The organism is Tunturiibacter gelidiferens (assembly GCF_051013345.1).
In the GTDB taxonomy this organism is placed as follows: domain Bacteria; phylum Acidobacteriota; class Terriglobia; order Terriglobales; family Acidobacteriaceae; genus Edaphobacter; species Edaphobacter gelidiferens_A.
Genome location: NZ_CP132939.1, coordinates 4,040,649 through 4,066,912, shown reverse-complemented (window position 1 = coordinate 4,066,912; position 26,264 = coordinate 4,040,649). Strand labels below are relative to the sequence as shown.

The following is a 26,264-nucleotide window of genomic DNA, read 5'->3' as shown; positions in this document are numbered from 1 at the left end:
CTCTATCCCAGATACCTGTGAAAGTCCGTGAACAAACGAACCGTGAACCCCACCAAGCGATGCACCATCCATGGCAGCACCGCCACAGTGATGACAAAGACCACCACCAACCTCGGCACTGCCGTCAGCGTCTGCTCCTGCACGCTGGTCAGGGTCTGCAACAAACTCACCGCAAGGCTCACCAGGGCCGCGGTCACCAGCAGCGGCGCGCTCAGAAGCATCGCCTCAATCAACACCCGCCGCATAATCTCCACTGTCTGGTCTGGTCCCATCACTGCTCCAATCGCTACTTACTCGCGGTTCTAAAAACTCTTAATCAACTGATCTGCCAACAGACTCCAGCCGTCGATCATGACGAAGAGCAGAATCTTCAGCGGGGTCGAAATCACGACCGGCGGCAACTGCATCATGCCGATCGAGGTCGTAACGCTCGCAACCACGAGGTCCACCAGCAGGAACGGCAAAAACAAGATCGCGCCAATCTGAAATCCAGCCTTCAACTCGCTCAGGATGTAAGCCGGAACCACAACCTGGATCGGCAGATCCTCTCTTGTTCGGCCGCACAGCCATCCCTGCAGACGCGAACACAGCAAGATCTTTCTCCCGCGCATAGCGCAGCATGTATCGCTTCACCGGAGCCACGCCCAGGTCCAGCGCCTGTTCGCCTGTGATCGTCCCCGCACTATAAGGAGCGACCGCAGTCTGCTCGACCTCAAGCAGAACAGGCTGCATCAGAAACCACGTCATCATCAACGCCAGCCCCATCAAAATCTGGTTCGACGGAGCAGTCTGTGTCCCAAGCGCCTGCCGTAAAAAATGGAACACCACCAGCAGCCGCACCATCGGAGTCATCGACAAAAGCAGCGCCGGCAGCAAAGTCAACAACGTCAGCCCAACCACGATCGACCACGGAACGCTCTTGGTTCCAGCCAGCTCCGATGCGATCGAATCGTTCTTCTTCGCCCCCGAAACTGCACCTGCGTTCGCGGCGGCCACCGGTCCATGTGCTTTCGTGCCAGCTTTGCCGCTCTTTGAAGCAGCCTGCTCATGCCCCGCAATAGAGCTTCCTGCGGACTTCTTAACCCAGAACGACTCCGGCGCCACCACAGCAGCCACCATCATCGAGCTCTCTGCCCGCGCGTACGCCGCAGGCAAAGCCATTGCCAACCCTGCCAAGGCTAACCCCAACCAACGAAATCGCCTCATCACCGGCATGACTCGTCCAACCTATCCGCCGCGAAGTCGAGCGTAGCCTCAGCCTTCAATCGCACAATCGTCTCCACACTCTCGAAGCTGCCTCCAACCAGAAAGCTCTCCCCTTCACAGGTCACCAGCATCAGTTGCCGTCTCCCACCAAGCGGCAACGTCTCCACCAGCTGAAGCTTCTTCTGTTGAGAAACTCGTTGCCCGTGCCAACCTCGCACTAAACCGAGTACCCATCCGGCCAGCCCCTGCATCTCGGATGCCGACGCTTCGTTCAAACTTGGTCTCACACCCTGCAAAAGCCGCATCTCAACTCTCCGTCTCAACACTTGTCCTGTTTGTAACTCCGTACGATCGTCCGGACTCGAAGCCCGCCACGCATCGCTCGCTCCTACCCCAGGCGAGTCACCCGAAGTCCCATCCTTTGGTCCACGACCTCAAACTCACTCCAGCCCAATTGCACCTGACCAACCATCAGCGGCACGTCTTCCGTCTCAGGCGAGACGCTTTTAAAGACCTGTCCCACCTTCAGCGTCAACAGGTCCCGGACTCTGAATCGGTTCAGAGCCACTCCAACCCGCATCGTGATCCGTAGCTGCGACAGCGTCTCCCACGAGGGATGTGCCTCAATCCGTGTCATCCATGGTGCTTCCGGAGGCGTCCTCACCAATTCAAGATTCGTCTTCCCCGAACCCTCTGCACCGAGCACCGCAAGCTCCGTCCCCGTCATCGTCTCTCCCTCCCTCTTCTTATCTGCAACGAGTTAGATCTCGTGTTAGCGCTGAACCAGAAAATCTGTAAAGAACACATCCATCACCTTCAAATCAGCGTTATGTTCTGCCAATGCAGCTTTCAGTTCGGTCTTCAACTGTTCCTTTCCATCGACAGCCAGCAGACGATCCGCCGTCTGTCTTCCCAGTACCGTCAGCATCGTGTCTCGCACCGACGCCACCGCGTCACTGGCCTCCTTGTCCTCTTTAGGCTTCTTTTCCTTGGGCTTGGCTTCTTTGCCTTCTGCAGCGTCAGCCACACGCAGGGTCATAGCCACCCGCAGGTACGAGCTCCCACCCGCATCCGCCAGGTTCACCAGTAGCGGTTCCAGCACCATGGCGTGTGTCGTAGTCGGGGCGCCGACCTCCGCCTTACGGGCCGAGCCTTCGCGCCCCGGCAGCCGGCCTGTCCGCACCAGGTAGTACACAGCGCCGCCAACACCCAACGTAGCGACAAGAACTCCCACCACCACAGCGATCAATAAAGGAATGAGTGGAAACTTAGCTGCCACCGGAGCCGCCGCCAAAGCGGGAGAGGAATCCGGAACAACCGTAGAAGAGGCACCGGCAAGAACTGTAGGTGAAGTAGCCATGATGCCTGGAGAGATTGCAAGCGGGTGGCCAGTCCAACGTCCGCAAACATTAGCGATTCTTCAGGATCGCCACCGTAAGGCTCAGCCCGGAGCCCGCGATCTATGTAAATACAGAAAAAGATCAGTCGAGGCGGCCAGCCGGTAGAACCCATCTTCCAGGTCCCGCACCCGCTAAGCCGCCTCAACACGCTTTGAAAAATACTATCGAACCATCGCAATCACGTCCTGCGAGATCGTATCGAAGGTCGTCACCGTCTTCGAATTGGCCTCGAACGCTCTCTGCGCAACAATCAGATTAGAGAACTCTGTCGAGATATTGACGTTGGACTGCTCGAGCGTACTGTCATCCACGACACCGCGCCCACCAGTTCCGGCAACACCGGCAACCGCCTGCCCCGAGGCCCCAGTCGTCTGGAAGTTATTGCCCCCCACCGATACCAATCCCTGCACGTTGGCAACATTCGCCACCGCAACCTGGCCTATCGTCTGAGTATTGCCGTTGCTGAACTGGGCCTGAATCACGCCGCTAGGGTCGACAATAAAGCCCGTATAGTTCCCGCTCGGAAATCCATCATTAGTTTGCGCTCCATTGCTGTTCGCGGACGCCAACTGGCTAATCAGCGGGCTTGTACCACCGCCATTCAGGTTCCAGTTGAAGCTGAGATTGCTGGCTCCATCCGCCAACCCAGTAAACGTAATTGGACCCGGAACCGTGCTCACGGGACCAAGGTTAGTCCAGACAACCTGATTGGCTCCCGCGTTATCGGTAGTAGTCGCCCCTGGTGCTACACCCCAGACCGGAGCGGCACCTCCGGTAGTGCCAGTACCCGAGATAGAGGTCACCTTCTCCAGATTGCCGTTCGAATCAACGACAGTGCTTCCAACCGTAACTGCAGTAGAAGTCGGCCAGGTTGGCGTCGTCGGCGTCTGCGGCGGAATGAGATTGCCCGATGTATCGAAGCTTAGAGTGCCGGTGGCATTCGCTGATCCGGCGGCATCGCCAGCGGGCAGTGCCACAGAGTAGCTCCAGGTGTTCGTACCGGTCTTGTCATAGGTAATTGTTGCCTGATGGCTCTGACCAAGCGAGTCAAAGATCTTCACCGGCGTCGTAAACGTTGTGCCTACCGTAGCTCCCGAGTTCAGGTTTGCGGTCACCGAGATATTCTGCGTTGCTTGAGCTCCTTCAGTAGCGCCAACAGGAAGCGTGATCGGCTGCGGATTGGTGTTCGTGTTCACCACGCCGGCCGTCGCCGGATAGCCCAGCACAAACTGACCGTCCTGCGTAGTCAAACTGCCGTTGTTGGCCACGGTGAAGTTCCCCGCTCTGGTCAGAGACTGCTGACCGTTCTGCTCCACCAGGAAAAAGCCATTTCCGTCCAGAGCCATATCGCTCGAGTTCCCATTGGCATCCGGCAGAAGCGTTCCCTCACTGAAGTTCGTAGTCGTCGAACCGACCTTCGTTCCCGATCCAACCTGAATCGGATCGCCCGCTCCGGACTCTCCAATCTGCTGATGAAACAGGTCTTCAAAAGAAGTTGTCTGCCCTTTGTAGGCCGTCGTGTTAAGGTTCGCCAGATTGTTTCCAATCGTGTTCAGCGCCGTTGAATCAGCTTCCAATCCTGACAGTGCAATCGAAAAATTTCCCATCATCTTCTCCTTGATCTTGCCTGGTTACACTTCGCTTCATTGTCATATGCGGTCTGCTGCAGAGATGCGACCGCTCTACCAAGTTGTGCAGTTGATCCCCAACTGAGTTGTTATGAGCCCGAGCCAGACCCCGAAGACGAGGGAGCCGGAGACGAGGGAGCAGACGGAGACGAGGGCGCCGACGGAGACGCTACTGTCGAGCCTGGGTTGACGGTAAGATCGATGTCGTTGAGCAAAGCAACAGAGTCTCCATCTCCCAGTTGTGTCGTCTGGTTGAGCTGGATCAACTGCTGTAGGCTGTTTACCTGCGTCAACTGCGTAATGTATTGGTTTGGATCCGTCGGCTGCGTAGGATCCTGATTCTTCAACTCGCTGACCAGCAGAGTAAGAAAGTCCTGCGCTGTGATGTTCGACGAATCAGCGGAACTGCTGCTGGCCGATCCGCCATTTAAAGTTGGGCTGGATGCCGCAGCCTTCGGTGTCGCCTGTGTTGCCGTCTTCCCTGAAGCCATCGCCGACGATACCGCTCTTGCCGACGATCCTATAGGTGCAATCGAGTTCATCTGTGACCAATCCATCTCTCTATCTCCTAATCTCAATTAGTTTTTTGAAGTTAATCCCGCTTGTTTACGCTCTGACACTCAGCCAGCTTCCACCGCCTGGATATGCAGCCGGCGGCAACGTTGCATCTTCGCCAACTCCGTGCAACCCCTGGTAACCCGCAACATCGTCTGTTACTTCCGCTGTCGCTCTAAGAGGACCCCGTCCTTGCTCTCCTCCTTCATTACTTCTCTGTGGCGTCTGTCCGCTGCCACCACTCTCTGTTCCAGCCGGGTAGCCTCGTGGCTCCGCTCCCGCGCTCGCCGTTGGATGAACGACAACCGTATTCACCGCAACCTTCTCGGATTGGAGATAGGCAGTCAGCGACGGCAGCTCCCGATGCAACATCTCCTGGCTCGCCGCCGACGCCGCCGACACCGATGCGTTCACCACGCCGCCATCGGCCATCTCCGCCCGAACCTTCAACCACCCATGTGTTCCATCCGGAATACCAACCTCAAGCGCCGTCGGAGTCGCAGATAGTGTTCGCGGCATTGGCTCTGAGGATCGTGCCACACTACCCGAGCTGTCCTGTTCTCTCAGCCCATTCGACGAGCCACCGGTTGAGGTGCCGCCTCCGCCGCCAGACAGCTTCGTCAATCCCGTGACCACCGACGTCGCCGCTCCTGCCGTAGCGTCAGCTCCTGGTGCCGGTATATGAACCGTTGTCACAGGAGGTTCGCCAGTTAACCGCGTCTTCGCATCACTGTCACCTCCCGCATTCTCCGATACCGCCTGCAATCTCTCTTCCTTAGCATCAGGTTTAGCGGGCGCAGTCGGGTCGCCCGGAGCTGCCACCGTCTCACGATCGGAAACAGGGGTCTTCGTGCCATGCGCAGTATTCTTGCTGCTTGCCAAACCATCTGCAGCCGCAGGCGCGGCGCCAGACAATGTACCTCCAGACAAGGAACCAGCACCCGGGCCGACTACATTCTTGCCACCCTCAAGGTTGACTGCAACATTTGACGTCGCAACAGGCATAGCAGGCGCAGCGGTCGCAACCGGCAAAGCAGACGCCGCAACTATATGTGCCGGAATCGGATTGGCCGCCTGAACGACCACCTGGGCAGCAACTCCGTGCGTCGACTTCATCTCATCAGCTGTCGGAGACACTGTGGCTGCCCCGTTCTTCGCACTCACAGCCGGCTGGGTAGCATCTCCCGCTTGCGTCTTCGTTGCTGTCTTCTTCTCGGGAGCGACCTCTTGCGTCCGGGTCGTTGCCAACGCCTCTCTCTGACTCGCTGGCGTCTGGACCAGAGGCAGCTGAATCTGATTCCCTACCGCCTGCTCCGGTGGTATAGCTCTCTCCGTCTGCAAGCTGGCAGTCGGTGCAACCTGAGCGACTACCGCTGTCTCTGTCTGGTTCTCTTCCGTGTTCCCGACCGGTTCGACAACCTGCGTCTCTGCCTCTTCCGCCTTCTTCTGAACTTTTGTCCCCACCACTATCCCTGGATGCGATGGCGCAGCCTTTGCGACGTTGATGTCTTTGCTCTCGGCCTGGGCTGGCGTCAACTGGCCAGCGAATATCTTTGCCTTGGCACCGGCCGTTAGGTCAGGCGCATCAACCAGGTTCTTCGTAGTTGGTTCCGTCTTTACATTCGACGTCTCGGGCAGTGTCGCAACCTTGGAGTCTCTCCCTGGATCGAGGGAGAGATCTCCACACGAGCATCCAGAGTCTGCGCAAACGTAGGCCCCTCGAGTTTCTCTACGTCGTGGGCTGCCGGTTGCTTACTGGTCTGCTCTGCACCCATAGCCATCAGAATCGCCGTACTCATCATCTCGGTCCTCGTCCATCTTCTGCGATTGGTGCAAATGCAATCGACGTTCCAAACACGCCGCGAAATAATTAGGAGGCCTTCATCTGCTCGCTCTCTTCTGCTTTCTCGTTCGCGTCGGTCCATCGCCGTCGCGACAGAAAGAGATCATCGGAGGAGGATTGCACCCTTCTGCCCGCTTCAAGCTCCGCCCGCGCCTCCATCTCTTCAAAGACTCGTTTCATCTGCTCCTTCCTCAACCGGCTCGCGACATACTGTTCTCGAGCCGCATCACTCAGCTCCTGGCGCTCCACACGAATCTCTTCCAGCTTCCGCCGCCTCCAACCCGCGGTCTCCTGTTGGGTCTCGGACATCATCCAACCCACACGATCACCCGCGGTCAATGCTTCACGCCCATCGATACGGGCCGCCTGCGCCACACTTTGCTCGACCGAAACCGCCTGCTGCGCCTCGCGAACTGCTGTGGTCAACCGGTGCAACTCGGTCGAATGCATCTGTTCGACTGCGGTATACAGATTCATCAATCGCTGTAGGGTCTCTAAACGCGTCGACATTCTCTATAGCTCCATCGCATTCAGCCGTGCCAGACTCTCCTGCATCGTCACGCGCTCGTCGCTTCCCTGTTCAAGAAATGCGCGCAGCACAGGCATCGCCCGCATCGCCCGGTCTAGGTCCTCATCGGTCCCTGCCTTGTAAGCTCCAATGCGAATCAAATCCTCCGACCGAGCATGAGCCGCCAGCAGTCTTCGCACCGTCGAAGCCTGTGCCCGGTGCTCCGGCATAGTCACCGCGGGCATCAACCGGCTCAGTGAATCCAGCACGTTTACAGGCGGATACCATCCACTCGCCGCCATCGACCGCGACAGCACCACATGTCCATCCAGCAGCGATCGCACCGCATCCACCACCGGATCCTGCTGGTCATCGCCTTCCATCAACACCGTATAAAACGCCGTGATACTCCCATTGCGAAAGTTCCCTGCGCGCTCGACCAGCTTCGCCAGCTTTGCAAACACCGACGGCGTATACCCTTTACTCGCCGGAGGCTCTCCCGCCGCAAGCCCCAGCTCTCGTGCTGCCATGGCATACCGCGTCAACGAATCCAGCACAAGCAGTACATGCTTCCCTCGGGCCGCATAGAACTCCGCCACCGAAGTCGCCGCCATCGCCGCCCGCATGCGCAGCAACGGACTCTGATCAGACGTCGAAACCAGCACAACCGATTTTTACGCCCTTCCTCCCCCAGCGAATCCTCTACAAACTCCCGCACCTCACGCCCGCGCTCCCCTACCAGCCCGACCACCGTAAGGTCAGCCGCCGTGTTCCGCGTCATCATCCCGATCAACGTGCTCTTGCCCACACCCGAGCCGCCAAAGATCCCCACTCGCTGCCCGCGCCCAACCGTCAACATCCCGTCCAACACGCGAAGCCCCGTCTGCAGCGGCTCTCGAATTGGCTCACGCTCCATCGGGTGCGGCACCGTACCATCAAGAGGCCACATCTCTACCGCCCTCGGCGTCGGCAGACCATCAAGCGGAGCCCCCAACGCGTCGACGATCCTTCCCTCCATCTCCGTTCCCACGGCTATCTGCGGCGTCACACCCATCGCAAGTACAGCGTCACCGTATCGAATTCCCTGCGTCTCCTTCAAAGGCATCGCCAGCACATGCCGTCCGCGAAATCCGATTACCTCAGCTCTATGCCTCTGCCCCTCGCTGTCGACAATCTCGCAGCACTCTCCCACCGAACACAACGGACCCTCTGCCTCCACTGTCTGCCCATTCGCCTCCACCACGCGTCCACTCCAGCGCCAGGCCGGCCGATTTGCCAACTGGGTCATGTAAGTACCCAGACCGCTCGAAGCCATGTCCGCCGCTTTCTGTGCGTCATTATTCATGCCGGCCTCTGCTGCATCAGATCAAAAAGCCTCGCTCAATCTCCTCCAACTGCGCGCTCACGCCAAGCTCTACTCTGCCAACGTTGGTTTCGAGCACACATTCCCCATCTCCCAGCCGCTCATCTCCCACCAACTTCAGGGCGGACTCCTGATTCGCAGCAAACACTCCATGCCACATCTCGACCTCGCCCACCGGCACGCGCAGCACCACCGTACTGTCTTTTGCAACCTTCTCGAGCGCTACTCTCACCACACCTTTCAATAAAAGTGGATCCAGCTTCGCCTCACGATGCAGCACCCGTGCAGCGATAGCCAGCGCCAACCGAACGACCTCACCCTCGACTCCAGCAAAATACCTCGTCCGCTCCTGGAGAAACCCCTCTTCAACTTTTTTGAGTCGCGAGCGCTCCGTCGCAATCCTCTCCTCAAGCTCGGCCTCCCACAAAAGACGAGCCTCAATCATCGCCTCACTCCGCGCTGTTTCAACCTGTGCGGACATCTGCTCCGCCTGTGACCCCAGTTCCCCGTCCAATGCCTCCTCTTCCTTCAGCAAAGTCTGCGCGTCAGCGATCTTCTCCTCTACTACGACCTCTTCAACGGGCTCTGGCCGATCCAACGGATAAAACTCAAGCCGCGACACGCTCCTCGCACCCGACTTCATCAACCTCTCGGGCAACTGCATTCCAGCGCTGCGACCTGCATCTGCCCCAGCGTTCTCAGACGGCGAGATCATCATCCACCTCCATCTTCAAGATCATCCTGCCCTCGCTCTCGAGCTGCCTTGCCAGTGCCAACAGCTCCTGCTGCGCAGCGTTGACGTCTCTCATCCGCACCGGTCCCATCACCTCCATGTCTTCTTTCAGCATCTCGACCGCACGCGAACTCATCGCCTTGAACAGATGAGCCTTCACGTTGTCCTTTCCACCCTTCAGCGCCATCGCAAGCACCTTCTTGTCGGCAGAACTTACAAACTCGCGAATACTTTCAGCCGGCACCGTGCAAAGATCTTCGAAGACAAACATCAACTCACGTATTCCGATAGCCACCTTCGGCTCGTTCTGTTCGATCTCTTCCAAAATTCCGCGACTTTCGCCCTGGTCCAGCCGGTTCAACAGCTCTGCGACTGCCTTGAAGCCCGAGTAAGACTTCCGTCCACTCGAACCCATCTTCTCCATTCGCTTGTGCAACGCCATCGCGACCGTCTGTGCCATCTCCGGCGAGAACTGCCGCATCTCCGCCAGGCGCCGGACCACATCCACTCGCATCGCGCCCTGTAGATTCATCAACACCGTCGAGCCTCGCTTGGCATCCAAATGCGCCAGCACCAGCGCCACCGTCTGCGAGTGTTCATTCTCCAAGAACTTGCTCAGGTGTTGTGCGTCCATATTCTGCAACATCGCCATGTCGCCATTCGTACGCTCGCGAATCTTCTTTACCTGCTGCAGCAGCTCTTCCGCTCTGGTCGCCCCAAACGCCTCTGTCAGCAACTTGAGCGCGTAGTCCGGACCGCCGCGAACCATGTACTGCTGCGTCTCCAGCAGGCCGTAAAACTCCGTCAGCACCTGCGTCAACTGGGCTGCCGGAACGTCTCCCAGCCGTGTAATCTCCTCGGTCACCCGGCGCACATCGTTCTCAGAGAGACTCTGAAAGAGCGTCTTCGCCAGCTCATCTCCGATCGCGACCATAAGGATTGCGGCCTTCCGCAGCCCTGGAATATCCGCCGGAACAAACCCCGACTCCGGTGTCAACAGCAACGGATTCTGCCGCGTCGTCTCTGCCCCTGCAAACTGCATCGCTGTCCCCATTACGACCTCTCCTCAGACGTTCCAATCCATGCCTCAATCAACCGCGTACTCTGTCCCGGTTCCCGTCGAATGTGCTCCGAAACCTGCTCAAAGATTCCCTGCTGCAGCTGGTAAGTCTTGTTTCTCGCCCGCGGCAGCTCTTCCGGCGCTTCACTCGATGCCAATAGTTGCTCCTGGTCGGCCGCGCTCATCCCAGCGTGCCCGGTCTCGGCGGGTAGCAACATCGGTTCACGCAAGGTCGCAGTCATCTGGGTCGCCACTGGACGCAAAACAAACAGCACCAGCAGTACGCCGCAAAGCCCAATGACCCCCGTTCGCATTAGTCCTGGCTGCGTGTGCAGCAACCCGCGCACCTGCTCCATCAACCTGTCCATCGTGGGCGGCTTCACCTCGGGCGCGTTCGTGCTGAAGCTAACGTTCTGCATCACCACCTGGTCACCGCGCCGCGCGTCGTATCCAACTGCGGCCTGTGCCAGTTCCTCCAGCCGATGCATCTCCTCCGCGCTCCGCGGCTTCCACACCATATGCTCCAGCTTGCCCGCACCTTCGGTCATGCTTCGATCGTTCACTACCACCGCAGCCGACACACGTCGCACCCGGCCCGGCCCCTGCTCCGTATGCACCAGATGTTTTGTAACCCCGTAGGTTCCATTCTCTTGATGGATGCTCTGTCCCTGAGCTCCGTTCTGCTGCGGATACACCGGCAGCGACTGAGCCTGTTTCTGCAGCAGCGGAGGCGTTCCCGGTGCAACCGCCGCCTGCGATCCGGCCACCGCACCCTCAGGCGACGCGCCCGGCGAATTACTTGCTGTTCCAGGAACACCCGAAGGCCCTCCCCGTCCTGTCGATACCTGTTCGCTCTTTTGCATACTCAAGGTCGCCACTTCGGTCGGATCGTAGACCTCATCGGTCCGCTCTTCGCTGCCTTCGTCGTAACTCACATTCACCGTAGCCCGCACATTGTCGCGTCCAGCAAGCGGCTCAAGCATGGCGACCAGCTTCGCCTCCATCGCCTGCTCCGCATCGGCCTCGGCCGCACTGCTCGAACGCGGCTTGAAGTTCACTCGCCCATCGGCATCCACCAGCGTCACCTGGTCCGGACTCAGATTCTCCACCGAACCGGCAACCAGACTGCGAATCGCATCGGCCTGCTCCGGATCAAGCGCATCGCGCTTCAACTTCAACACCACCGAGGCCTTCGCCACCTTCTCTTCCGCTGTAAACAAGGAAGGCTGCGGCAGCACCAGGTGCACACGGGCCGACTTCACCACTCCCAGCGTTCCAATCGTGTGTTCGAGCTCGCCTTCCAAAGCGCGCTGATAGTTCACCCGCTCATCGAACTCGCTACCTACCCAGTTCGGCTTATCAAACAACTCAAAGCCAAGTCTCCCTGTCTGCGGCATTCCTTTCGCAGCAACCTCCATCCGAGCCTTATCCAACATATCCGCCGGGACCTGTATCCCTGCACCATCCGCTGTTGTCTCATACGGGATTCCCGCGGCCGCAAGCTCCTGCGAGACCTGCTGCACGTCCTTCCCATCGAGTCCGCTGAACAGCACCCGCCAATCCGGACGCCCCGCGAACCAGACCATCCCAGCGCACACAGCCGCCAGAAAAACTCCAGCCGCAATCAGCCACGTCCTCTTCGCGGCCGGCATCGCCATCAGCCGCTCGCGCATCGCCGACGCCATCGCCTGCGCCTTCTCGAGTGGAGTCCCGGCAGCCACACCAGCGCCGGCTTGTCCTGCTCGTTGAATTCCCGACCCGCCAACCTGTTCTGTCTCAGCCATCTCGCTCCAGCGTCTCTCTGAACCCTAAGTTCTTAAAACTGCATGCCCATCATCTGCTGATAAGCGCCTACTGCCTTGTTTCGCACCTGCAGCGCCAGTTCAAATGCCATATTCGCCTTCTGCGTTGCAATCATTGCGTCGTGAACCTCAACACCGGAGCCATTCAACAATCCGGTCACGGCCTCAGACGCCTTCTGGTCGAGCTTCGTCGTCTCCTTCACCATCGACTGCAACACCCCCGCAAAAGGCACGCTGCCCGCGCCGCCTGCGTTCGACGTCGCGACACCCGCATCACTCAGGAAGCCATCATCGAGGCCTCCGATCCCTACTCCGCTCATCACTCCGGAACCAACAGGCAATCCGACCACAATCCCTCCTCCGCTTCTTATCTCTTCTATGTCTTCGTGCCGTGCACGATCGCTTTACTTCAAAAGATCAAGCGAAGAGTTGAAGATGCTCTTCTCCGCCGTAATCGCCGACGCATTCATCCCATACGCCCGCGTCGCTCCCATCAGATCCACCATCTCTGTCAACGGGTTGATATCCGGATACGCCACGAATCCATCTGGCCCTGCATCTGGATGCGCCGGGTCATACCGTTGCAACGGCTTACTTGCATCTGCGATCACACCAGTCACTTCAACTCCGCCTGGTGTCGGATTAGCAGCCGTCAGATCATTGCTCAAGCCACCGCTGATCCCGCCGGTGTAGATATTTTTGAAGCCGCTCCCAGCGCCAATGCTCGATCCGCCACTCAACTGGCTCGCCATCGAGTTCTGAAATGTTCCCCCACCCTGGGCTTCGAACACCACATGGTGACGCTGATATGGCCCGCCCTCAGGCGTCCGTGTCGTCTCGGCGTTGGCCATATTCGAAGCCACCACCTCAGCTCGCACTCGCTCGGCCTTCAGCGCCGAACCACTTACATCCATCACTCCGAAGATATTCATGGCTTATTTCGAATCCATATGAATTGCACTCATCACCGACGAAAACTCGCCCTTCAGAAGCTGCGTCCCCAGCTTGAACTGCATCTGCGCCTTGGCCAGCTGCAAGCCCTCGCGGTCCATCGACACGTTATTTCCATCCGGCCGTGCCACCAGGCCGTCCACGTCCTGCATCGGAGCCTGCACTCCCTCAAGACCAGCCGCGCCCGCGCTGTCGTTCAACTGCTGCGCAAACACCTCTTCGAAATCGAACCCCTGCGTCTTGAACCCAGGCGTATCGACATTCGCCATATTCCTGGCAGTCACCTGCATCTGCTGACTGGTCAGATCCAGATACCGTCCCAACGCATCGCCCATCGCTGTCGTCGTCTGCATATGTGCTGCACCTCCACGCCATGACATATGCAGTCGTACGACCAAACAAAAGCGCTCTCAAATGAGAGCGCTCTTATCAATCTCCAACTCCGAATTGTCCTTCAACTCAAGTCTGCCTGGAAACTGTACGCAATCGCGATTACCTAAGAACACAGTTCGAAATCGTAGCTTATCTTCTACCGCGCAAAAAGTGGCTGCTAAAAAGCCACGTTCACCACGCCTCTCACCGCGTCTTCACCACCAAAACAGCACAGCGAAAAACCTATATTTTCCCAGAAACCCTTAAAAACAAGGGTCCCCAGCTACAAAAAAATATTCACCTTACTCTCCCGATCCAGCGCAACCACCACCAACTCCGAGCTGCTCTTTCTAACTCCAAGCCTCTGGACCTAGCTTCGAGTAGCTCGTCGAAAGCGAATCTCGTCCTCCCCAATCTCCATCTTGTCCCCTGACAGAATCGCGCCACGCTCGAGCACATGCATCAACTCCCGCACATTGCCTGGCCAGTTATGCTCATACAGCTTCGCCTCCGCCTCGGCTGTCAGCCGCTTGCGTGGCATCTCCTGACCCATCTGTTCCAGAATGTGCTCAGCAAGCAACCGAAGATCCTCCATCCGATCCCGCAGCGCTGGCACCTCCACCGGAAAGACAGCCAGCCGATGGTAGAGGTCCAACCGAAACGTTCTCTCCGCGCCAGTGCTCGTAGCCAGCTTCTCCAAAGGTTGATGCGTCGCCGCGATCACTCTCACATCCACACGCATCGTCTCGTTATCGCCAACCCGCTGCAACTCGCCACACTCCAGGAACCGCAGCATCTTCGCCTGAAGCGCCATCGGCATTTCACCAATCTCATCCAGAAAGAGCGTTCCCCCATGCGCTGCTTCAATCCGTCCGGTTCGCGACTGCACTGCCCCCGTAAACGCACCGCGCGTATGCCCAAACAGTTCAGCTTCCAGCAGAGCCTCAGGGATCGCGGCGCAGTTCAACACAGCAAACGGCTTCCCGGCGCGCTCACTCAAGCGATGCAAAGCTCGCGCCACAACTTCCTTCCCGGTTCCCGTCTCTCCTTCGATCAGCACCGTCGTTGACCGGGGAGCCACCAGCCGAATCAACCGCGTCAGTTCGCGCATCGGCTCGCTCGCACCGATCATCTCGGGCAACATCGCCTCGTTCTTCGCTGCAGGGCGCGTTGTCTCTTCCCGTCCAAGCAAAACCGCAAGCGCCTGCCGCGTCGACTCTAACCGAACCTGCTCTTCTCTCTCCCGCGCCTCATCCTGGTCAATGTCTTTTTTCATCGGGGACGGCATCCGAATCGGCGCTTTCGTTGCCGCACCAGATGCAGCTGCCGAAGCCGGCGAAGGCACCGAAACCGGAGCGGCTGCCCACGCCGCCGTATCGTTCAACGGAGCGTTTTGTGCCTCCCTCAGCGCATGGAGCAGCTCATTACGCCGCGGACTCCGGGCTCCCCCATCCACACCACCGTCCACCCGGAGCAGTTCCATCGCCGGATACATCATTCGGATGACGCTCGCAAACTCGCCCACCTCAAGATCCGGCAGCCAGCTATCCACCAGCAGCGCCTCCGACCGCGCGTCCTCGAGCTGCGCCATCGCTTCCGCTCCTCCACTCGCCTCGCGAACCTGCCACCGCAGTCCCGTCAGAGAAGTACGAAGCCGTTGCCGCAACCCCGCATCCGCACTGGCCAATACCACCGTTCGCACCGCAGCCACCTCGGCCGCATCCATGTTCAACACCGACTCCCGTCCCATACCCATCGCCGTCACCCTATCCTCTCGTCGTTCGTCTCCGCCTTCACCTGTTGCAACACAGTCCGCATCGTTCCAACCGTCTGGTTCAATCGCACACACTCTTTCAACGCCTCACGAATCGCCTCCAGCATCGCATCCGGCTCTCCGATCATCTCGCCCATCGCCAGCCTGCATTGCAACACCGTCAGCGGCTGGCAAAGGCCGTGCAACGCGACATCAAGGCGCTCCACAAGCTCCGCGCGACCTGCCTCTTGCACTAGCTCACGCACCGGCATACGCCGCACTCACCGGAAGCACGCCAACCCGGCCGACACTCTTGCGACCGCCACTCATCCGGTAGCCTTCTCCACGCACGGTCTCGATGACCGAGTTCCCAAGGTCGCCATCTGCGCTCGCCGCCGCCAGCTTACGCCGCAGATAGTTGATATACACATCCACCACATTCGTCCCGGCATCGGGAGACATCTGCCACACATCCCGCAGCAACTCACTCCGGCTGCAACACTGCCCTCCCCGCTTCAGTAAAAACTCCAGCAGGCTGAACTCCTTCACGGTGAGATCCACCAGCTGTCCGTTGCGCATCACCTTGCGCTCCATCCGGTTCAGTTCGACGTCGCCATGGCGCAGTACCGGATCGGCAAATTGCTCTCGCCGTCGCATCAGCGCCCGGCAGCGCGCCGTCAGTTCATGAAAGCTGAAAGGCTTCAGCAGGCAATCGTCCGCTCCAAGGTTCAAACATTTAATCCGCTCCTCGACAGTGCTGCGACCAGTCAGCACCAGCACCGAGGTCTCATCGAAGCGCCCGCGCATCTCAGCCAGCACCTCGATCCCATCTTTTCGCGGAAGACTCAGGTCCAGCACGATCAAGTCCGGACGATGTTCTTCCGCATGCCTCAACCCCGCCTCACCATCACCCACCCAATCCACCTGGTGTCCCTCCAGCTTCAGACCCTTCTGGAGGAACAATCCCAGTGCTGCGTCATCTTCCACAATCAAAACTCGCATTTCGTATCTCCCAAGGCACAGTCAAGGTGTTCAGGTCATCCACGCCAACCGAAATCACATTACTGTTTCGGTGTCGTGTTATTACCTTGGTGTATCCGGCTCGTCCTGACAAGACTTCTTCGCGATCTTTTGTGTGGCCAATTTCAAAACGGGAATCCCCGTATTACCTCGACAAAAATCGCTCCACCCGTGACGACACAGCTTCCGCGTCACAGTTCATAATCAAGTGCGCGCAGCTTCCCGCCGAAATATACGTCTCCGCCCCCGCAGCCTTCGCCCACTCCAGTGCAGGCTGCGGAGTCACCATCCGATCCTCGGCCGCAACAACCACTAGAAACTTCACCCCCACTTTTCGCGCAACCTCCTCAATCGTTCTTCCATGTAGCACATCGTGATGCATAATCGCCTTCGCCTGCCACACTCTGTCATTTGCATCCTGTCGTTGCGGCGACTCCACCATCTTCATCCACTCAGCAAACCGCCCCCGCGGCACCTCGGCGTTCCTATACTGTGGTGCGCTCACCATCAGCGTCCCGATCGCATTAGCAAGCTTCAACTGTGGCTCTGTCGCATACCGCCCATGCATGTACTCGGGGTCCGCCTCAATCGCGTCGATCACGATCTGTTTCGACAGCAAATCAAAACTGGTCACCTGCGGCGTCCCCACAATCGGCACCGCAAGATCCACAAACTTCGGAAACAGTACCGCCCAGGCAAACACCTGCTCTCCGCCCATCGACAGACCCACCGCCGCATGCACATGCCGCACATGCAAAACCTCTGTCAACACGCGATACTGCGCCCGCACCATATCCTCCATCGTGAAAACCGGAAACTCCGGCCCATGCTGCCGCTTGCTATTGGACGGCGACGAAGAAACCCCATCCCCGAAAGCATCGAACGCCACGCCGAAGAACCGCGACGTGTCCACCAATCGATGTCCCGTCTCCTTTTCCCCGAAGAGCGGCACCAGATCTTCACTTCGCCCATTCAGCCAGGACGGCATCACCACGACATTTGATCCATCAGCGTTCATCGCACCGAATGTGCGGTATCCAACCCGACAATCCAGCACCACCTTTCCGCTCTCTAGAGGACACCTTCCCAGCTCCGCAATCCTCTGCGCACCCTCCTGCGACCACCCCACCGAGACCATCAGCGCCCACACCATCGCTAACCCAAAGATTCGAGTCCAACCTTCCTTAATCTTCATGAAAGCAGCATATCTCTCGCTCTTGCCTCAAGCCGCGTGCGACCGCTTCGAATACCTGCCGAAATAAATCTTCAAACCACCTTGCAATTCGCTTTTTATTCGCTACAATCATCGGCATGGCAATTACACGGCGACAAAAAGAGGTTATCGACTTCCTCTCCAGCTTTACTCAGAAGAACGGCTACTCGCCCTCCTACGAGGAGATCGCCAGCGGCCTGGGTCTCAGCTCACTCGCCACCGTCCACAAACACATCACCAATCTCCAGAACAAAGGCCTCCTCCAGCGCGCGCACAACCGCAGCCGCTCCATTGATGTGCTCCCTGTTCGAAGCGGCAGAAAGGGCTCAGACCGTCTGCCTTTGCTCGGCCGCATCGCCGCCGGCAAACCCGTCGAGGCTATCGAAAGCGCCGAGAGCATCTCCCTCTCGGACATCATCGGCAACCGCGAAGTCTTCGCCCTCGAAGTACGAGGCGACTCCATGCGCGATGAACACATCGTCTCCGGCGACTACGTTCTCGTCGAGCGCACCCGCACCGCGCGCGAGGGCGAGATCATCGTCGCTCTCATCGACGGCTCCGACGCAACCCTCAAGCGCTTTTACCGTGAAGGCAGCATGATCCGCCTCCAGCCATCCAACACCGAGATGTCCCCCATCTACGCCCCGGCCGCCAATGTCAGCATCCAGGGCAAGGTTCTCGGCGTCCTCCGAAAGTACGCATAAATTCACAGACGCCCTCCTGCCACACTGCTTCCTCCCTCTCAGATCCCCCGTCTAAACGTCGACTCTGCCCCACCGCCACGTCTTTACCGTAAACTTTTTCCTGGTCGACGGAACCGCGCAGCGTATCCCTGCGTAACCACACTTCGAAGACTCATATCACCGGCACCAACGGGAGCAAGCAATTGGCTACGCAGCGTAAAAACAAACGAAAAACATGGCTTTGGGTCGGCCTCAGCGTCGTCCTCCTGGTCGTCGTTCTCGGGGTGGTCGCAGCTGCCCGCGGCAACACCACCAAGTTCGAGCCCTCGCAATTAGCCAAAGCAGAGCGTGGAGACATCGCCCGCTCCGTCGTCGCCACCGGCAAGGTCCAGCCCATCACCAAAGTCGAAGTCAAATCCAAAGCCTCGGGCATCGTCACTCGCCTCGACACCGACATCAATGCCCACGTCCACCAGGGCCAGGTTCTCGCCCAACTCGACCAGCAGGAGATCCTCGACCAGGTGGCCGCCCAGAAAGCCCAGCTCGCCGCAGCGGAATCAAACGCCCGCGCCGCAGAGGCCTCCATCCAGTACGACAAGGTCAACGCCGAAGCGCCCGACCTCCCCATGTACAAGCACACCTACGATCGCAACCTGCAGATGTCCAAGGAAGGCGTAGTCTCACAGCAAGCACTCGACGACGCCCAGCAAAAGTACCTCTCTGCCGCCAACACCCGCGACAAGGCCGTCTCCCAAATCACCGTGGATGCCTCTAAACTCCGCCAGGCAGAAGCACAGGTAGCCCAGAACAAGGCGTCTCTGAAGCAACTCGAAGAGCAACTCGGCTACACCACCGTCATCTCGCCAATGGAAGGCACCATCCTCTCCCGCGACGTCGAGATCGGCGACGCCGTAAGCTCCATCCTCGTCCTCGGCTCTACCGCCACTCTCGTCATGACCATCGGCGACACCACTCAGGTCTACGTGCAGGGCAAGGTCGACGAGTCCGACATCGGCAAGGTCTACATGGGCCAGGCCGCCCGCATCAAAGTCGAGTCCTTCAAAGACAAGACCTTTCTAGGCAAAGTCACCAAGATCGCGCCCCTCGGCGTCGAAAAAGATAACGTCACCACCTTCGAGGTCCGCGTCTCCATCGACAACCCCGGCGGCGAACTCAAAGCCAACATGACTGCGAACGCAGAGATCCTCCTCGAAGAGCACAAAAACGTCCTCACCGTCCCCGAGCAGGCCGTCCTCTACGACAAAGACCGCAATGCCTCCGTCGAGATCCCAGATCCCAAACAAAAGAACGGCCGCAGAAAGGTCGATATCAAGGCCGGCATCTCGAACGGCACCAAAACCGAGATTCTCGCCGGCCTCAATCCTGGCGACACTGTCATCCTTCAGCAATAAGCCATAAGGCCAGCGACACCAACTCAAGATCGCCACCGAGCGAACAAAGATCTGTAACGAGGCACCATCTAAACCACATGACCCAGAGTCGACCAAAAGGAACGCCCATGAAGATCACAGTCTTCGCCTCCACCGCCGCAATGCTCACTCTCGCCGCAGCGACCGCCTTCGCTGCCGACGGCAACTTCGAGCGCACCCTCAGCGCCGGCAGCTCTCCCAACGTCTCAGTCTCCACTGGCTCCGGCCAGATCCGTCTCCATCCCGGCTCTGGAGATCAGGTCCACATCGTCGCACACCTCCACTCCAGCCACGGTTGGATGAGTGGCGGCTCCGACACCGACAGCCGCATCCAGCAGATCATCAGCAACCCGCCCATCGTCCAAAGCGGCAACGACATCACCATCGGCGAGCGCCACAACAACGACCTCTTCCGCAACATCTCCATCGACTACGACATCATCCTCCCCCGCGCCTCCACCATCAACTCCACCACCGGCTCCGGCGATGTCGACATTCAGGACGTGGGAGCCTCCGTCAAAGCGCAGAGTGGATCCGGCAACGTCCACGTCCATGGCGTACAGGGCATGACCACCCTCGGCACCGGCTCCGGAGACATCGAACTTCAACAGACTGGCCCCGGTGACGTCAAGGCCGAGACCGGCTCAGGCAACATCCAGCTCCACGGCCTCAACGGAGCCCTCAAAGCCAGCACCGGCTCCGGCGACATCACCGCCGAAGGCCAGCCCACCAGCGACTGGAAGCTCTCCACCGGCAGCGGCAACGTTCATCTCACCGTCGGAAACGCCCACTTCAACCTAGACGCCGACACCGGCTCCGGAAATATCAGCGTCGCTCAACCCATGACGATGCAGGGCAGCCTCAACCGCCACCACGTCAGTGCGGTCGTAGGCGGCGGTGGCCCCACTCTCCGCATTGGCACCGGCTCCGGCGACATCCAGATCAAGTAGTCCTCCCAAAAAACAAAAGACGGTGGCCGCGAACCCAACCACGGCCACCGTCTTCTTATTTAACACAATCGTCTGTTAAGCGATGATCGCCACCCGCCCTGTCTCCAGATCATAGACCCCACCCGCTACCCTCACTCCGTTCTCCTTCACCGCCTTCGCGATCAACGTAGAACTCTCCCGCACCAGCCTCGTCTGAAACACAACATTCGCCTTCACTGCCTGAACCACGTCTCCATGCGCATCACGCACCGCCGGCATCAGGTGTTGGTAGAGCACACTGATCTGCCCCGGCACCTCTTTGCCCTGCACTGCAGCACTGATGGCCCCGCAGTTCGAGTGCCCCAGTATCAAAACCGCCTTCAGCCCCAGCACGGCAACGCCGTACTCCAAACTAGCCATAATCTCCGGTGTCACGACATTCCCCGCCACCCGCGTCACGAACACATGCCCAATGCTCTGATCGAACAGTATCTCCACCGGCACACGCGAATCGGCGCACGAAAGCACTGCGGCAAACGGCTCCTGCTTCAGCACAGTCTTCTCCTGCAGGATCTTCAGGTCCTCCGGAAACGACGTGATCTTCCCAGCCATGAACCGCTCGTTCCCCGCCATCAACTCATGCATTGCCGTCTCGCCCGTCATTCCCGTCTGCGCTGACGCCGCCCTGCCAATCCCCGCTAGCTCCGCCATCAGGCCAGCCGCAGTCACTCCCGCAACAAACTGCCTGCGCGTCCACTCTCCATCAATCGCTCGTCGCATAGTGCCTCCCAATGCCAGAAAGCTTATACCATCGGCATCGTTTACCCTTAAACCATGCCCCTAGCATCCCCTCCCCGCCTCATCGTCTTCGATCTCGACGGCACCCTCATCGACTCCCGCGTCGATCTCTGCAACTCCGTCAACGCCACTCTCGCCCACCTCGGCAAGCCCACCCTTCCCGAAGCCGTCATCTCCGGCTACATCGGCGACGGTGCCTCCATGCTCGTCCGCCGAGCCATCGGCGACCCCGAAGGCGACCCTACCGATGAGCAATACGTAACCAATGCACTTACATTCTTCCTCGACTACTACCGCATCCACAAACTCGACCACACCTACGTCTACCCCGGCGTCTTCGGAGCCATCGAAGCCATCCGCGCCACACACCCAAAGCTCCTCATGGCCGTCCTCACCAACAAACCCGTTCATCCCTCCCGCGCCATCTGCGATCACTTCGACCTCTCCCGCTTCTTCTTCCAGAACTACGGCGGCAACAGCTTCCACACCAAGAAGCCCGACCCCCACGGCCTCGAAGCTCTCATCTCCGAGGCCTCCAGGCTCGCCGGCCAAACCATCACCCCCGCCGAAACCATCATGGTCGGCGACACCGACATCGACGTCCTCACCGCCCGCAACTGCGGCGCCCGCAGCATCGGCTGCACCTTCGGCCTCAAGCCCCACTCCCTCGAGGACGCTCCACCCGATCACCTCGCCCACTCCCCCGCCGACTGGCTCTCCTACATCCTCACAAATTCTCAGCAAACCTTTTGACGCCCTCCCCGCGGCTTGCTACTCTCATCACCACCCATGGCTGCCGCCGCAAACCCGCTCGCCACCACCTGCTGCATCATCGGTGGCGGCCCCGCAGGCATCATGCTGGGCTTTCTCCTCGCCCGCGCCGACGTGCAAGTCACAGTCCTCGAAAAGCACAAGGACTTCTTCCGCGACTTCCGCGGAGACACCATCCACCCCTCCACGCTTGACCTTCTCCACGAACTCGGCCTGCTCGAAAAGTTCCTCACGATTCCACACTCCCAGGTCGCGGCACTCTCCGCCACCATCGGCGGCCAGCGCTTCCCAATCGCCGACTTCTCCCACGTTCCGACCCGCTGTAAGTTCATCGCCCTCATGCCGCAGTGGGACTTCCTCAACTTTCTCTCGAGCGAAGCCAGCCACCTTCCCGCCTTCACCCTGCGCATGGGCTGGGAAGCCACCGGCCTCATCCAGCAAGACGGCGCCACCATCGGTGTCCGCGCCAACACACCCGACGGCCCGGTCGAAATTCCAGCCACCCTCACCGTTGGCTGCGACGGCCGCCACGCCATCTCCCGCGAAGCCGGTCATCTGCAACTCCAGGACGTCGGCGTCCCCGTCGATGTTCTCTGGCTCAAGATCGCACGCCAACCCTCCGACCCCGAAAATGCACTCGGTTACATCAACTACGGCCGCCTCATCATCCTCATCAACCGCAACGACTACTTCCAGGTCGGCTACATCATCGCCAAAGGCACCTTCCCCGCCATCCAACAGGAAGGTCTAGCCGCCTTCCAACAAAGCATCGAGCGCATTGTGCCCTTCCTCGCCGGCCGCACCGCCGAGATCGACTCCTGGGACAAGGTCAAGCTACTCACCATTCAGGTCAACCGCCTTTGGGAGTGGTCCTCGCCCGGCCTCCTCTGCATCGGCGACGCGGCCCACGCCATGTCTCCCGTCGGAGGCATCGGCATCAACATCGCCATACAGGACGCCGTAGCCACCGCCAACATCCTCACCGAAGCGCTGCTCTCCAACACCCTTAGCCCGCACAATCTCGCCCAGGTGCAGCACTACCGCCAAAACGCAGTGCGCAACACCCAGCGTGTACAAGTCGCCGCCCACCGCATCCTGAACCGAGTCCTTCGCAACCCCGGCCCCATCCAGCCGCCACTCGCTCTGCGCATCCTCACCGGCATCCCAGGCTTCCAAAGCCTCCCGGCCCGCTTCGTCGGAGTAGGACTACAACCCCAGCACATCAAAAACTTCTAACGCCCCTCCTGATGAAGCAGACGAACCCTGACCAGGCAAAATTGCGGATGCCCCCATGTCTCGATTTTGAGACATGGGTTTCAGCCACGCTCATATCTCTCACCTCAAGCAGGAACCCAAACCCAACCTCTATTCAAACCCGCGATTCCAACTCGAAATCACACGCGTCTCCCGCTCCCACCCCATCACACTCACGCTGCCTGTCCCCAACGCCAGCAGACTCCCACCCGTAGCAGCCAACCCAACCCATCGCGCCGCCAGAATCCGCAAAATATGCGCATGCGCGAACAGCGCCACCTTCCCCCTTGCGGAGCAGCCGCCAACGCACGAGCAATCACTCCATCCGCACGCTCCCCCACATGCTCCACCGCCTCGCCGTCAACAATCTCGTTCTTCCACACCGACCACCCCGGAATCTCCGCCTGAATCTCCTTCGTCGTCTTCCCTTCATACACGCCGTAGTCCCACTCCTTCAAACCGTTCTCCACTACAGCCCGATCTCCAAATCCGGCAATGGCGCAGGTCTCCCGCGCCCTCTGCATCGGGCTTTCAAACACCGCATCGAACTTCGTCCCCTTCAAATAATCCCGCAACTCCTCCGCCCGCTTTCGTCCATGGTCGGTCAGCGGAATATCCGTCCGGCTCGTATGCGCCCCACTCAAACTCCACTCCGTCTCTCCATGCCGCACCAGCCACAACTCAGTTCCCACACTCATCCCAGCCTCCATTTGCTCCTAAAAAATTTACCTTCCCGAATCAAGCGTCATCTCGACCGAAGCGGCGGACAGTCTCACCGTCCGCTGCGAAGTGGAGAGACCCCCGTATTTCGCCTTTGTCTTTGTTGCTCTTCTCACTCTTCACAACCTGCCCTCTCAATAAACTATCCTATAAAGATGGACTTCCAGCTCTCGACCACCTACAAGCCCCAGGGCGACCAGCCCCGCGCCATCGCCGAGCTCATCTCCGGCATTCACGCCGGAGAAAAGATCAAGTCCTCCTCGGCGTCACCGGCTCCGGCAAGACCTTCACCATGGCCAAGGTCATCGAAGACCTGCAACGCCCCGCCCTCATCCTCGCGCACAACAAAACCCTCGCCGCCCAGCTCTACCACGAGTTCAAAACCTTCTTCCCCAACAACGCCGTCGAGTACTTCGTCTCCTACTACGACTACTACCAACCCGAAGCCTACATCCCCGCCGGCGATCTCTTCATTGAGAAGGAATCAACCATCAATGAAGAGTTGGATAAACTTCGCCTCGCCGCCACCCGCAGCCTCTTCGAGCGTCGCGACGCCATCATCGTCTCCTCCGTCTCCTGCATCTACGGCCTCGGCTCGCCCGAAGCCTACTACGGCATGTTGATGCTCCTCGAAAAAGGCCAAAAGATAAAGCGCGAAGACATCACCCGCCGCCTCGTCGAAATCCTCTACGACCGCAACGACGTCGACTTCCGTCGCGGCACCTTCCGAGTTCGCGGCGACATCATCGAGGTCTATCCCACCTACGACGAGAACGCCTACCGTATAGAGCTCTTCGGCGACGAAATCGATTCACTCTCCCAAATCGACCCCCTCTTCGGCACCGTCAAACAAAAATACTCCCGCCTCCCCATCTATCCCAAGTCCCACTACGTCGTCCAACCCGAGCGCAAAACCACCGCCATCGCCTCCATTCTCGAAGAGATGGAGTGGTGGGAAAAGAATTGGAAAATCAAGGCCGCCTAGTCGAATCACAGCGCATCCACCAGCGCACCCGCTTCGACCTCGAGATGATCAAATCCGTAGGCTTCTGCCACGGCATCGAAAACTACTCTCGCCACTTCTCCGCCCGTCTCCCCGGCGAACCCCCACCCACGCTCCTCGACTACTTCCCGCAGGACTATCTCCTCTTCATCGACGAGTCCCACGTCACCGTCCCACAACTCCACGGCATGTGGCACGGCGATCGCAGCCGCAAACAAAATCTCGTCGACTACGGCTTCCGCCTCCCCTCCGCAATGGACAACCGCCCCCTCCGCTTCGAAGAGTTCGAATCCCGCACCGGCCAGATCATCTACGTCTCCGCCACCCCCGGCCCCTACGAGCTCACAAAATCCGCAGGCGTCGTGGTCGAACAGATCATCCGCCCCACCGGCCTCATCGACCCCGTCGTAGAAATCCGCCCCATCAAAGGCCAGATCGACGACCTACTCGCCGAGATCCGCGACCGCACCGAAAAAATCAGCGCGTCCTCGTCACCACCCTCACCAAGCGCATGTCCGAAGACCTCGCCAGCTACTACACCGAAGTCGGCGTCCGCTGCCGCTACATGCACTCCGAGATCGAAACCCTCGAACGCATCAAGCTCCTCCGCGACCTCCGCAAAGGCGAGTACGACGTCCTCATCGGCATCAACCTCCTACGCGAAGGACTCGATCTCCCCGAAGTCTCCCTCGTAGCCATCCTCGACGCCGACAAAGAAGGCTTCCTCCGCTCGCAGGGCTCTCTCATCCAGACCATCGGACGAGCCGCCCGCCACATCGAAGGCCGCGCCATCCTCTACGCCGACAAGATGACCGACTCCATGCAGCGCGCCATCAACGAAACCGACCGCCGCCGCGAAAAGCAAGTCGCCTACAACGAAGAAAACGGCATCACCCCCGCCAGCATCATCCGCCCCATCGAGATGGGCCTCGCCGGCATCCTCAAAGCGGACTACGCCGACCTCACCGACGAAGCCGAAGGCATGCCCGACTTCGCCACCCAACAAGAACTAGACGTCTACATCGGCAAACTAGAATCCGACATGCGCGAAGCCGCCAAAAAATTCGAATTCGAAAAAGCCGCCAAGCTCCGCGACACCGTCAAAGAACTCCGCACCAAAGAGTTCCTCTTCAGCTAATCCCTAACCATAAACTTTTGACATTGGACAGACCTGGTACACCACAACTTTTGCTCCCAGTGAAACGTCCATCACTGTGCGGGAGAAATCATCTGCAACAAGAAGCATGCACCCTCTCGAGCATCGAAACC

Annotated in this window: 27 protein-coding genes and 4 pseudogenes; 6 read left to right on the top strand and 25 right to left on the bottom strand. The window is 59.1% G+C overall.

The genetic code is table 11. The features are described from left to right. Positions 1–2 precede the first annotated feature (2 nt). The 22 genes and pseudogenes from RBB80_RS20385 to RBB80_RS20280 form a co-directional block, all read right to left on the bottom strand. Positions 3–272, bottom strand: coding sequence for a flagellar biosynthetic protein FliQ (locus RBB80_RS20385; RefSeq protein WP_179586814.1), 270 nt, complete (start codon positions 270–272; stop codon positions 3–5). A gap of 30 nt (positions 273–302) precedes the next feature. Continuing rightward, entirely contained in the window at positions 303–611 is a 309-nt protein-coding gene (locus tag RBB80_RS20380; protein WP_433969781.1) for a hypothetical protein, read from the bottom strand. A 16-nt stretch (positions 612–627) separates the two neighbouring features. Continuing rightward, positions 628–843 (bottom strand): annotated as a pseudogene (locus tag RBB80_RS20375) (flagellar type III secretion system pore protein FliP); the annotation flags it as partial. A gap of 362 nt (positions 844–1,205) precedes the next feature. Further along, positions 1,206–1,511, bottom strand: coding sequence for a flagellar biosynthetic protein FliO (locus tag RBB80_RS20370; RefSeq protein ID WP_433964243.1), 306 nt, complete (start codon positions 1,509–1,511; stop codon positions 1,206–1,208). A gap of 83 nt (positions 1,512–1,594) precedes the next feature. Then, positions 1,595–1,933 carry a FliM/FliN family flagellar motor C-terminal domain-containing protein gene (locus RBB80_RS20365; RefSeq protein WP_433964242.1) on the bottom strand — a complete coding sequence of 113 codons (339 nt, stop codon included), beginning with the start codon at positions 1,931–1,933 and terminating at the stop codon, positions 1,595–1,597. Between the two features lie 45 nt (positions 1,934–1,978). Next, positions 1,979–2,566 (bottom strand): flagellar basal body-associated FliL family protein, encoded by a 588-nt coding sequence (locus RBB80_RS20360; RefSeq protein WP_433964241.1) that lies wholly within the window; start codon positions 2,564–2,566, stop codon positions 1,979–1,981. Positions 2,567–2,767: 201 nt separating this feature from the next. Beyond that, on the bottom strand, positions 2,768–4,216 hold the full coding sequence (locus tag RBB80_RS20355; RefSeq protein ID WP_433964240.1) for a flagellar hook protein FlgE: 1,449 nt from the start codon (positions 4,214–4,216) through the stop codon (positions 2,768–2,770). Positions 4,217–4,323: 107 nt separating this feature from the next. Then, positions 4,324–4,791: a flagellar hook capping FlgD N-terminal domain-containing protein gene (locus RBB80_RS20350; RefSeq protein ID WP_433964239.1), complete on the bottom strand. Its 468-nt coding sequence runs from the start codon at positions 4,789–4,791 to the stop codon at positions 4,324–4,326. Positions 4,792–4,840: 49 nt separating this feature from the next. Next, positions 4,841–6,325 (bottom strand): hypothetical protein, encoded by a 1,485-nt coding sequence (locus RBB80_RS20345; RefSeq protein WP_433964238.1) that lies wholly within the window; start codon positions 6,323–6,325, stop codon positions 4,841–4,843. 80 nt (positions 6,326–6,405) lie between these two features. After that, the gene (locus RBB80_RS20340) at positions 6,406–6,591 is read right to left on the bottom strand and encodes a hypothetical protein (RefSeq protein ID WP_433964237.1); all 186 of its coding nucleotides are present in this window, start codon (positions 6,589–6,591) and stop codon (positions 6,406–6,408) included. Positions 6,592–6,659: 68 nt separating this feature from the next. Beyond that, positions 6,660–7,142: a hypothetical protein gene (locus tag RBB80_RS20335; protein WP_433964236.1), complete on the bottom strand. Its 483-nt coding sequence runs from the start codon at positions 7,140–7,142 to the stop codon at positions 6,660–6,662. A 6-nt stretch (positions 7,143–7,148) separates the two neighbouring features. Continuing rightward, positions 7,149–8,324, bottom strand: a pseudogene (locus RBB80_RS20330) (ATP-binding cassette domain-containing protein); the annotation flags it as partial. Positions 8,325–8,501: 177 nt separating this feature from the next. Continuing rightward, a complete protein-coding gene (locus tag RBB80_RS20325; RefSeq protein ID WP_433964235.1) occupies positions 8,502–9,221 on the bottom strand; it encodes a FliH/SctL family protein in 720 nt (239 codons plus the stop codon). After that, positions 9,202–10,290, bottom strand: coding sequence for a flagellar motor switch protein FliG (fliG, locus tag RBB80_RS20320; protein WP_433964234.1), 1,089 nt, complete (start codon positions 10,288–10,290; stop codon positions 9,202–9,204). Before fliG ends, RBB80_RS20325 begins: the two co-directional genes overlap by 20 nt. Continuing rightward, a complete protein-coding gene (fliF, locus tag RBB80_RS20315) occupies positions 10,290–12,080 on the bottom strand; it encodes a flagellar basal-body MS-ring/collar protein FliF (protein ID WP_433964233.1) in 1,791 nt (596 codons plus the stop codon). Before fliF ends, fliG begins: the two co-directional genes overlap by 1 nt. A 32-nt stretch (positions 12,081–12,112) precedes the next feature. Further along, on the bottom strand, positions 12,113–12,448 hold the full coding sequence (fliE, locus tag RBB80_RS20310) for a flagellar hook-basal body complex protein FliE (RefSeq protein ID WP_433964232.1): 336 nt from the start codon (positions 12,446–12,448) through the stop codon (positions 12,113–12,115). 54 nt (positions 12,449–12,502) lie between these two features. After that, positions 12,503–13,030, bottom strand: coding sequence for a flagellar basal body rod protein FlgC (gene flgC / locus RBB80_RS20305; RefSeq protein WP_433964231.1), 528 nt, complete (start codon positions 13,028–13,030; stop codon positions 12,503–12,505). 3 nt (positions 13,031–13,033) lie between these two features. Beyond that, positions 13,034–13,402: a flagellar basal body rod protein FlgB gene (gene flgB, locus RBB80_RS20300; RefSeq protein WP_433964230.1), complete on the bottom strand. Its 369-nt coding sequence runs from the start codon at positions 13,400–13,402 to the stop codon at positions 13,034–13,036. Between the two features lie 389 nt (positions 13,403–13,791). After that, a complete protein-coding gene (locus RBB80_RS20295; RefSeq protein ID WP_433969779.1) occupies positions 13,792–15,177 on the bottom strand; it encodes a sigma-54 dependent transcriptional regulator in 1,386 nt (461 codons plus the stop codon). Between the two features lie 5 nt (positions 15,178–15,182). Beyond that, entirely contained in the window at positions 15,183–15,440 is a 258-nt protein-coding gene (locus RBB80_RS20290; protein ID WP_433964229.1) for a hypothetical protein, read from the bottom strand. Continuing rightward, positions 15,433–16,176: a response regulator transcription factor gene (locus tag RBB80_RS20285; protein WP_433964228.1), complete on the bottom strand. Its 744-nt coding sequence runs from the start codon at positions 16,174–16,176 to the stop codon at positions 15,433–15,435. Before RBB80_RS20285 ends, RBB80_RS20290 begins: the two co-directional genes overlap by 8 nt. Before the next feature lie 163 nt (positions 16,177–16,339). Further along, positions 16,340–17,389, bottom strand: coding sequence for an alpha/beta fold hydrolase (locus tag RBB80_RS20280; RefSeq protein WP_433964227.1), 1,050 nt, complete (start codon positions 17,387–17,389; stop codon positions 16,340–16,342). A gap of 116 nt (positions 17,390–17,505) precedes the next feature. On the opposite strand from RBB80_RS20280, the gene lexA reads away from it, so the two are divergent. The 3 genes from lexA to RBB80_RS20265 all read left to right on the top strand — a co-directional run bounded on the left by lexA (position 17,506) and on the right by RBB80_RS20265 (position 20,470). Then, the gene (lexA, locus tag RBB80_RS20275; RefSeq protein WP_179583881.1) at positions 17,506–18,111 is read left to right on the top strand and encodes a transcriptional repressor LexA; all 606 of its coding nucleotides are present in this window, start codon (positions 17,506–17,508) and stop codon (positions 18,109–18,111) included. A 182-nt stretch (positions 18,112–18,293) separates the two neighbouring features. After that, positions 18,294–19,502, top strand: coding sequence for an efflux RND transporter periplasmic adaptor subunit (locus tag RBB80_RS20270; RefSeq protein WP_433964226.1), 1,209 nt, complete (start codon positions 18,294–18,296; stop codon positions 19,500–19,502). Positions 19,503–19,609: 107 nt separating this feature from the next. Next, positions 19,610–20,470: a DUF4097 family beta strand repeat-containing protein gene (locus tag RBB80_RS20265; protein ID WP_433964225.1), complete on the top strand. Its 861-nt coding sequence runs from the start codon at positions 19,610–19,612 to the stop codon at positions 20,468–20,470. A gap of 75 nt (positions 20,471–20,545) precedes the next feature. Here RBB80_RS20265 and RBB80_RS20260 read toward each other — a convergent pair whose 3' ends face one another. Further along, entirely contained in the window at positions 20,546–21,229 is a 684-nt protein-coding gene (locus RBB80_RS20260) for a carbonic anhydrase (RefSeq protein WP_433964224.1), read from the bottom strand. 54 nt (positions 21,230–21,283) lie between these two features. Here RBB80_RS20260 and RBB80_RS20255 point away from each other — a divergent pair, with 54 nt between their 5' ends. Together RBB80_RS20255 and RBB80_RS20250 are read left to right on the top strand one after the other, a co-directional pair. Continuing rightward, on the top strand, positions 21,284–22,000 hold the full coding sequence (locus RBB80_RS20255) for an HAD family hydrolase (protein WP_433964223.1): 717 nt from the start codon (positions 21,284–21,286) through the stop codon (positions 21,998–22,000). Between the two features lie 36 nt (positions 22,001–22,036). Beyond that, positions 22,037–23,254 carry an FAD-dependent oxidoreductase gene (locus tag RBB80_RS20250; protein WP_433964222.1) on the top strand — a complete coding sequence of 406 codons (1,218 nt, stop codon included), beginning with the start codon at positions 22,037–22,039 and terminating at the stop codon, positions 23,252–23,254. A 129-nt stretch (positions 23,255–23,383) separates the two neighbouring features. Here RBB80_RS20250 and RBB80_RS20245 read toward each other — a convergent pair whose 3' ends face one another. Then, entirely contained in the window at positions 23,384–23,551 is a 168-nt protein-coding gene (locus tag RBB80_RS20245) for a histidine phosphatase family protein (protein WP_433964221.1), read from the bottom strand. Positions 23,552–23,622: 71 nt separating this feature from the next. Further along, positions 23,623–23,970 (bottom strand): annotated as a pseudogene (locus RBB80_RS20240) (histidine phosphatase family protein); the annotation flags it as partial. Between the two features lie 177 nt (positions 23,971–24,147). Between RBB80_RS20240 and uvrB the strand changes: the two are divergent. After that, positions 24,148–26,133 (top strand): annotated as a pseudogene (uvrB, locus tag RBB80_RS20235) (excinuclease ABC subunit UvrB). The last annotated feature ends 131 nt before the right edge of the window (positions 26,134–26,264 follow it).

Excerpts from the sequence above, each read along its gene's own strand:
- RBB80_RS20385 (WP_179586814.1), bottom strand. The coding sequence starts at position 272 with ATGGGACCAGACCAGACAGTGGAGATTATGCGGCGGGTGTTGATTGAG.
- RBB80_RS20380 (WP_433969781.1), bottom strand. The coding sequence starts at position 611 with ATGCGCGGGAGAAAGATCTTGCTGTGTTCGCGTCTGCAGGGATGGCTG.
- RBB80_RS20370 (WP_433964243.1), bottom strand. The coding sequence starts at position 1,511 with ATGCGGCTTTTGCAGGGTGTGAGACCAAGTTTGAACGAAGCGTCGGCA.
- RBB80_RS20365 (WP_433964242.1), bottom strand. The coding sequence starts at position 1,933 with ATGACGGGGACGGAGCTTGCGGTGCTCGGTGCAGAGGGTTCGGGGAAG.
- RBB80_RS20360 (WP_433964241.1), bottom strand. The coding sequence starts at position 2,566 with ATGGCTACTTCACCTACAGTTCTTGCCGGTGCCTCTTCTACGGTTGTT.
- RBB80_RS20355 (WP_433964240.1), bottom strand. The coding sequence starts at position 4,216 with ATGATGGGAAATTTTTCGATTGCACTGTCAGGATTGGAAGCTGATTCA.
- RBB80_RS20350 (WP_433964239.1), bottom strand. The coding sequence starts at position 4,791 with ATGGATTGGTCACAGATGAACTCGATTGCACCTATAGGATCGTCGGCA.
- RBB80_RS20340 (WP_433964237.1), bottom strand. The coding sequence starts at position 6,591 with ATGATGAGTACGGCGATTCTGATGGCTATGGGTGCAGAGCAGACCAGT.
- RBB80_RS20335 (WP_433964236.1), bottom strand. The coding sequence starts at position 7,142 with ATGTCGACGCGTTTAGAGACCCTACAGCGATTGATGAATCTGTATACC.
- RBB80_RS20325 (WP_433964235.1), bottom strand. The coding sequence starts at position 9,221 with ATGATGATCTCGCCGTCTGAGAACGCTGGGGCAGATGCAGGTCGCAGC.
- fliG (WP_433964234.1), bottom strand. The coding sequence starts at position 10,290 with ATGGGGACAGCGATGCAGTTTGCAGGGGCAGAGACGACGCGGCAGAAT.
- fliF (WP_433964233.1), bottom strand. The coding sequence starts at position 12,080 with ATGGCTGAGACAGAACAGGTTGGCGGGTCGGGAATTCAACGAGCAGGA.
- flgC (WP_433964231.1), bottom strand. The coding sequence starts at position 13,030 with ATGAATATCTTCGGAGTGATGGATGTAAGTGGTTCGGCGCTGAAGGCC.
- flgB (WP_433964230.1), bottom strand. The coding sequence starts at position 13,402 with ATGCAGACGACGACAGCGATGGGCGATGCGTTGGGACGGTATCTGGAT.
- RBB80_RS20295 (WP_433969779.1), bottom strand. The coding sequence starts at position 15,177 with ATGGGTATGGGACGGGAGTCGGTGTTGAACATGGATGCGGCCGAGGTG.
- RBB80_RS20285 (WP_433964228.1), bottom strand. The coding sequence starts at position 16,176 with ATGCGAGTTTTGATTGTGGAAGATGACGCAGCACTGGGATTGTTCCTC.
- RBB80_RS20280 (WP_433964227.1), bottom strand. The coding sequence starts at position 17,389 with ATGAAGATTAAGGAAGGTTGGACTCGAATCTTTGGGTTAGCGATGGTG.
- lexA (WP_179583881.1), top strand. The coding sequence starts at position 17,506 with ATGGCAATTACACGGCGACAAAAAGAGGTTATCGACTTCCTCTCCAGC.
- RBB80_RS20265 (WP_433964225.1), top strand. The coding sequence starts at position 19,610 with ATGAAGATCACAGTCTTCGCCTCCACCGCCGCAATGCTCACTCTCGCC.
- RBB80_RS20260 (WP_433964224.1), bottom strand. The coding sequence starts at position 21,229 with ATGCGACGAGCGATTGATGGAGAGTGGACGCGCAGGCAGTTTGTTGCG.
- RBB80_RS20255 (WP_433964223.1), top strand. The coding sequence starts at position 21,284 with ATGCCCCTAGCATCCCCTCCCCGCCTCATCGTCTTCGATCTCGACGGC.
- RBB80_RS20250 (WP_433964222.1), top strand. The coding sequence starts at position 22,037 with ATGGCTGCCGCCGCAAACCCGCTCGCCACCACCTGCTGCATCATCGGT.